The organism is Streptomyces sp. NPDC094143 (assembly GCF_040303825.1).
Classification (GTDB): Bacteria; Actinomycetota; Actinomycetes; order Streptomycetales; family Streptomycetaceae; genus Streptomyces.
This window is the reverse complement of record NZ_JBEOTZ010000093.1, coordinates 1-6,105: the sequence shown is the minus strand read 5'-3', so window position 1 is coordinate 6,105 and position 6,105 is coordinate 1. Positions and strand designations below refer to the sequence as shown.

Sequence of the window (6,105 nt, the reverse complement as noted above, 5' to 3'; positions counted from 1 at the left end):
ACCAAACGTCGGGCCGCACATCCTGCATGACAATCACAACGGACCGCTGCGGTGGAGGTTACGAACTTCCGGCACCAGGCGCCACGGCAGCCGAACAGACTCAAGAAAGCGCCTCTGACCAGCAGAGATAGCGAACTGCAACTGGAGTACTAGGTCCTGTCTGACAAAGGATCTTGGTTGGGTTCGCGGAGCCACAGGATGAGTGCGGCGAGGTGTACTCCGGCTTTGTAGCGCGTGGCGAGTTTGTCGAAGCGGGTGGCGATCGCGCGGAACTGCTTGAGGCGGTTGAAGCAGCGCTCGACCAGGTAGCGGGCCTTGTAGAGCTCGCGGTCGAAGGCTGGCGGTCTGCCGCCGGCCTTCCCTCGCCGCAGGCGGCTGGCCTTCTGGTCCGCCCGCTCCGGGATCACCGCCCGGATGCCTCTGCGTCGCAGGGACTGGCGGATCGCCGGGGAGGAGTACGCCTTGTCCGCGACGACCGCATCGGGCCTGAGCCGGGGGGCGCCCGGCGCCGGTCCGGGGCACCCTCACCTCATCCATGACCGTGTCGAAGACGGTGGAGTCGTTGATGTTGCCGGGCGTGACGACGACAGCCAGGGGCAGGCCCCGGCCGTCGCAGGCGAGGTGGAGCTTGGTGGTCAGCCCGCCGCGAGACCGGCCCAGCGCCTGGCCAGCCGACGGACGTGCCGGATCTTCCAGTTCGTCCCTTGCCGCCGCCCCTTTTTGCGGGCTCCGGCGGCGTGCTGATGGGCCCGGCTGATCGTGGAGTCGACCGACAGCGTCCACTCCACGGCTCCGACGGAGTCGTCGCGGACCTGGACCTGGACCTGCTCGAGCAGGCGAGCCCAAGTTCCGTCCGCCTCCCAGCGGGCGAACCGTTCATAGGTCGTCTGCCACGGCCCGTAGCGTTCCGGCAGGTCGCGCCACGGAGCACCAGTCCGCAACCGCCACAACACCCCGTTGATCACCTGCCGGTGATCCCGCCACGGACGACCAGGACCGTCAACACCGGGCAGCAGGGGCGCCATCCGCTCCCATGCCGCATCCGTCAACTCACCCCGACCCACCACAAGATCAATTATCAGACAGTGCCTAGGCCGCTCGGGGGCCATCAGCCTGGTCCGCGGTGTCGGCGAGACTGCTGAGCGCGGCGGCCAGGTCCCGCAGGGGGCAGGCCGGAGCGCGTAGATGCGGCGCTGGCCGGGGGGCTGCGAGGTGACGGCGCCGGCGCGCTCAAGGGTCTGCAGATGCTTGGTCGTCTGCGGCTGGCGTGCCTCGGCGAGCTGGGCGAGGACGCCCACCGAGCGGGGTTGCTCGGCCAACAGGCACACGAGGCGCCAGCGGACGGGGTCGGCCAGTGCGGTGAGGAGTGCGTCCATGGCGACAGATATTCTCTGATGGGAGAACTTTTCTGAACGATGGGCTTCGCCATGCTGGATGGTGACGGTTCCGCGAAACGGCACGGACGGCATCGTGCCGGTCTGCCCGGGGACCACGGTCCCGGCAAGGAGGCCGGTCTGGGTGCGCCGAAAGAACCGCTACGGAAGGTCGACCCGCTGATCGTGCTCACTGCGGCAGCAGCCGTGAAGCTCGGGCTGCCCGAGCACGTTCAGGGCCACGAGCAGCGCCGCTGCCCGCGCCTGTCGGAGGAGCATGCGGTGGTCGAGCAGGTGATTGAAGACCAAGTGGCAGTGCGTGTTCGGCCTGTGGGCGCGCATTGACTCCGGCTGGACGGGCGGCTTCCTCGACGAGGGCGCGTACCAGTGGGTGCGCGACGTCGACCTGCTGACCGGCGAGAGTGCACACTGCCCTTCGCCGTCGGCCTGGGCCTGAACACGGCGTTCCTCGCGGCTGCGGCCCGCCTGGTCATCGGCCTGTCCGCCCCCGACCACTTCCACGCCCCGGCGCTCCACTCCCAGATCCCTGGCTCCTGTCTGGTGGACCTCTCCCACGTGGAACTCGACCCGCGTCGGCCCAGCCCGTCTGGTAGTCGTCGGTCAGTTCGCGTGCCAGCCTGGGGCAGGTCGTCGTGGCCCCGACGACTCAGATGACGTGGTCCCAGATGACGAAGTGGATGGTCGTGTCCGCTCGGTGATCGAGGGCGGTGAGAAGACGGTGGTGAGGTCGGACGTGGGGGTGAGGAGCCGCGGAACGCGGAGACGAACCGCTGTGCTCCGCCTGCGGAGCGGAAGCCTTCTAGCGCCCGTTCGGGCTGTCTGGTGGGCTGGTGCCGCCTGGCTGTTGCGGTACGTCCGACTGGCGGTGCTCGACATGACCTCGCGGTGGGTCGCGCCGTAGGAACGGAACTTCGGTGACGATCACCTGCCGCGCGGGTTTTGCGGGACCCGATGTGACAGCGCCCGGTACAGCTCCGGATCGGCGGCGAGACGTTGTTCGCAGCGTCCACCCGGCTGAGCTGGAGCGGCGGCCGGCCGGTGCGGACCGTTCGGCCGCCGCGGTTCTGCCGGGACGGTCACCTGGTGAGGGAGGTCCGGGTGACAGGGAAGTCGAAGTAGGTCGAGGGGAAGGGCTCCGCGGTGTAGGTGAAGTGCCACCATTCCTCAGGCAGGTTGGTGAAGCCGACCGCTTCCAGGGTCGTCTTCAGCAGCAATCGGTTGGCGCGTTGCTGGCCCTGCACGCGGGGGTCGAGGGTGTGGGACAGGGTGTCGAAGCAGTCGAACGCCGTGCCCATGTCCACCGAGTTGTCGGGGAACCGTTCGGTGACCGGCGCGTAGCAGGGGACCAGTGGCTCACCGGGCACGTAAGGACGGGTGGCGGCGGCTGGAAGCTTGACCAGCGTGAGGTCGACGGTGCTGCCGCGGCTGTGTCCCGACTTCTCGGCGATGTAACCGTCGGTGAACAAACGGGACTTGTCGACCCTGGGGTAGAACTCGGCCTTCATCCGCTCGTCGTCCAAGTCCTGCGCCCACCGCACGAAGTGGTCCACGGCCCGCTGCGGCCGGTAGCAGTCGTAGACCTTGAGCGTGTAACCCTGGGCTCGCAGCCTGGCTTGTGCCCGGTTCAGGGCCTGGGCTGCGGCGGAGGTGAGGATGCACAGCGGCTCGTCGTAGCCGTCGATCCTCTCGCCGACGAAGTTGTGGGGTGTGGTGTAGCGCATGTCCGAGAGGACCGACGGCGCGACATCCTTGAGGGCGACGAATTCTTTAGGAGCCTTCAGCGGAAGCTCTTCGGCTGCGGCCGCCGTGGTGTGGGAAATACTTCCCAGAAGCAGAGAAAGAATGCCGATGGCAAATGCCATTATGTGCGCTGAACGCGTTCTTCGGAGTGACATGCGAGGAATGTAGCATCAGTTCAAGGGCTGTGGATGGGGAAATGTAATACGCAATTACCGTGCCAGGTCGGCAGTCGCTTCTCGGTGAACCGGTTCCCCGAGCGTTTGCGGATTTGCCCCCGTGTCACCCCGGACCGGCGCCACACGGGTGTGCCGGGTGGTCAGCGGCAGCAGGGCGAGCACGACGACGAAGGCCGCCAGGCACAAGGCGCCGTCGAGGAGGCCGTACCGCTCCACGAGCACCCCGGCCGCCAGTACGGGGACCGACATCGCCAGGTAGGTGACCACGTAGACGGATGCCATGAGACCCCCCCGCTGGTGCGGCGCCACCCGGGACGTCACCAGGCGCAGGCCCGCCTGGAAGGCCGGACCGAAGCCGAGCCCGGCCAGCGCGGTGCCGGCGAGGAACAGCGGACCGGACCTGCCCGCCGCCGCCGCGAGGGTCAGGGCGACCCCGGTGCTCAGCAATGACGCCCCGAGGACGATGACGTGCTCGGCGGCCATGGTGCGGGTGAACGCGACGGCCGCCACGGCACAGACGGTGAGGACGCAGACGATCAGGCCGTCGCGTGCCGCTGAGCCCGGTCCCATGGCCAGCCCGGTCAGTGCGGGCCCGAGGGACAGGTAGAACCCGCCCAGTGACCAGATCGCCACGAACAGGGGACTCACCCGCCACAGCGTCGTGCGGGCCAGTGCGGGCACCCGTGGGCGCGGGCGAAGTGAGGCGACCGCGCCGGACTTGCGCCGCCCGCTCTCCGGCAACGCGAGCAGGCCGGTGAGCTGCACCAGCAGGGCCGCCAGCAGCAGGGCGTAGGCCGTGCCCCTCACGGAGGGAAGCAGATGCAGCGTGAGGCTGGCGCCCAGTGTGCCCGCCGACATGCCGAGCAGTGGCGCGAGGCTGATGACGACGGTGCCGCGCTGAGGCGCGACGTCCAGTAAGGCCGCGCCCAGGGCGCTTGTCGCGGCGCCGGTGGCGAGGCCCTGCAGGACGCGGGCAAGGATCAACGCGCCGGCTCCCTCCGCCTGGAGGAAGACGACCATGGACACCGCCTCCAGCACCAGCGCGCCGCAGATCACCGGTCGCCGGCCCAGATGGTCGGAGAGGGAACCGGTGACCAACAGGGAGGCGAGCACGCTGATGCAGTACACGCTGTAGACGACGGTCAGCGTCGCTGACGTCAGGCCCCACTCCGCCTCGTACACCTGGTACAGCGGAGTGGGCGCGCTGGACGCGGCGACGAAGGTGATGAGGACGGACGACAGGTACAGCGGGGCCGCCAGGCGGGCGCGGGGCCGCCGCGCTGGCGCGGACCAGCCTGTCGCGGGCTGGGTGGTGCTGTGTGGCATGTCGTCTCCGGCCGGTCGGATCTCATCGTCCATCCCGCTACTACGCGAGTGAGGAAGACGGGGTTCATGACCGCGGACAATGAATGAGAAGGTCTGCTGTATTAGCTCGAGCGAATCAGTGATGCGTGTGTCATTCCGGCTGGAAAGGAGAATGTAAAGGCTGATCGTTGCGCGGGAACGCGTGCGGGCCAGGTGCACTTCCACGCCGATCGACTGGCAGGCGTAGTTCGGTGTGCGCGCTGGTGGCCGGCTATCACCCCGCATGGCCGTCCTGGCGTTCAGTTCGTGGACGACGATGATCCCCGGGCCGGGACCAGCAGAGCAGGACTGGCGGCGGGCATCCGGTCGCCGGGCCGGGGCCGCCCCGCCGGAGCGCACGGTGATCACGGCCGTCCCGCCGTTGCGCGCACCCCAATTCCTGGCCGCGCGGTTCTCGACCGGGTCCGCCGCGACCGTCGCGGTGCCGCCGGTGGCGGTCGCGGGCGCGGGACCCCCGGGTGTCGGTTCACCGGCGGTGAGACGTTGTGGGCGGGGGAGTGGGCGTGCCGCTGACCGGCTTCGAACCGTTCGGGTTGGCCAGTCGTAGAGGCGGGTGAAGGTATCCGGTTACGACGTGATGGACGCCGCGGGCCAGACCATCGGGTTCTTCAAGAAGAAGGCCGCCGCCTCTTTGGTGCGCTCGACCTGGCTCATGCGGCAGGGGGACGCGGCCGAACTGACCGGGAGGGAGCGCAGCCAGACGGTGGCCGTCCTGCGGCGGGCCTGGCAGGTGCTGCCCTTCGTCGACGCCCTGCCCTTTGCGTGGCCGTACCACTTCGGCTTCACCGCCGACGGCGTGGGCGGACCGGTGATGTCGGTGGACAAGAGGTTCGGGCTGCGTGACCACTACGTGCTCGACATCCGGTCCCCCGGCATCGACCGTCGCCTGGCCATCGCTCAGGCGGTGGCGCTGGACGCCCTGCAGTCACGCTGACCCCACACCGAGGACCGGCGGCCGGCGTTGGCACTTCAGAAGGTGCCCTCGTCGCGAACACCGCGGGCGGTGTTCGCGCGGGCTCAGGGCGTGCTGTTCCTCAACAAGGGGTCCTCCGGGACCACCGCTCCTGTCACGCACGTACTGCGGGGCACCCCCACCATCCGGTCCGTAGCCCACGGCACTTGACGCTCCCCGCGGGCGAGGGCAGGGGGCTCGGTCCGCCCGGTTGCCCATGCCCGGGGTAATGAGCGGTTCCCCATCCGGGCAGGCGCTCGTCCACCATCTGTCCGGCGCCAGAGTGATGCCGTGCTGGACAACCCCGGGGCCGAACTGGCCCGTTGTCGTCCGGACACAGTTGCGTCCACCACCGGCCGGGGGACCCGAGCGGATCCGGACCCTCACAGGGGGAGGGTCCGTCGACGTCGTCGTGCTCGGTGGTGAAGGCGAGCCACGGGCCCTGACTACCCATCAGCTCGGCCGCGTCGGCGACGGT

The 6,105-nt window shown here is 69.2% G+C and carries 5 protein-coding genes and 2 pseudogenes; 3 read left to right on the top strand and 4 right to left on the bottom strand.

Features of this window, described 5'->3' with window-relative positions:
* Nucleotides 1-149: 149 nt before the first annotated feature.
* Both ABTZ58_RS39630 and ABTZ58_RS39625 read right to left on the bottom strand, forming a co-directional pair.
* Nucleotides 150-1,067: pseudogene (locus ABTZ58_RS39630) on the bottom strand (IS5 family transposase).
* Nucleotides 1,068-1,095: 28 nt separating this feature from the next.
* Nucleotides 1,096-1,376 (bottom strand): annotated as a pseudogene (locus tag ABTZ58_RS39625) (ArsR/SmtB family transcription factor); the annotation flags it as partial.
* Between the two features lie 39 nt (nt 1,377-1,415).
* On the opposite strand from ABTZ58_RS39625, the gene ABTZ58_RS40445 reads away from it, so the two are divergent.
* Both ABTZ58_RS40445 and ABTZ58_RS40440 read left to right on the top strand, forming a co-directional pair.
* A complete protein-coding gene (locus ABTZ58_RS40445) occupies nt 1,416-1,718 on the top strand; it encodes a DUF8841 domain-containing protein (RefSeq protein WP_502996220.1) in 303 nt (100 codons plus the stop codon).
* A complete protein-coding gene (locus tag ABTZ58_RS40440) occupies nt 1,693-1,830 on the top strand; it encodes a hypothetical protein (protein ID WP_502996219.1) in 138 nt (45 codons plus the stop codon). Before ABTZ58_RS40445 ends, ABTZ58_RS40440 begins: the two co-directional genes overlap by 26 nt.
* Before the next feature lie 640 nt (nt 1,831-2,470).
* Here the strand turns inward: ABTZ58_RS40440 and ABTZ58_RS39615 are convergent.
* Nucleotides 2,471-3,256, bottom strand: a complete 786-nt coding sequence (locus ABTZ58_RS39615) for a M15 family metallopeptidase (protein WP_351368248.1) — start codon at nt 3,254-3,256, stop codon at nt 2,471-2,473.
* An 87-nt stretch (nt 3,257-3,343) separates the two neighbouring features.
* Entirely contained in the window at nt 3,344-4,636 is a 1,293-nt protein-coding gene (locus ABTZ58_RS39610) for an MFS transporter (RefSeq protein WP_351368245.1), read from the bottom strand.
* A 592-nt stretch (nt 4,637-5,228) separates the two neighbouring features.
* On the opposite strand from ABTZ58_RS39610, the gene ABTZ58_RS39605 reads away from it, so the two are divergent.
* Nucleotides 5,229-5,609, top strand: a complete 381-nt coding sequence (locus ABTZ58_RS39605) for an LURP-one-related family protein (protein WP_351368242.1) — start codon at nt 5,229-5,231, stop codon at nt 5,607-5,609.
* Nucleotides 5,610-6,105: the final 496 nt, after the last annotated feature.

Excerpts from the sequence above, each read along its gene's own strand:
- ABTZ58_RS39615 (WP_351368248.1), bottom strand. The coding sequence starts at position 3,256 with ATGGCATTTGCCATCGGCATTCTTTCTCTGCTTCTGGGAAGTATTTCC.
- ABTZ58_RS39610 (WP_351368245.1), bottom strand. The coding sequence starts at position 4,636 with ATGCCACACAGCACCACCCAGCCCGCGACAGGCTGGTCCGCGCCAGCG.
- ABTZ58_RS40445 (WP_502996220.1), top strand. The coding sequence starts at position 1,416 with ATGGGCTTCGCCATGCTGGATGGTGACGGTTCCGCGAAACGGCACGGA.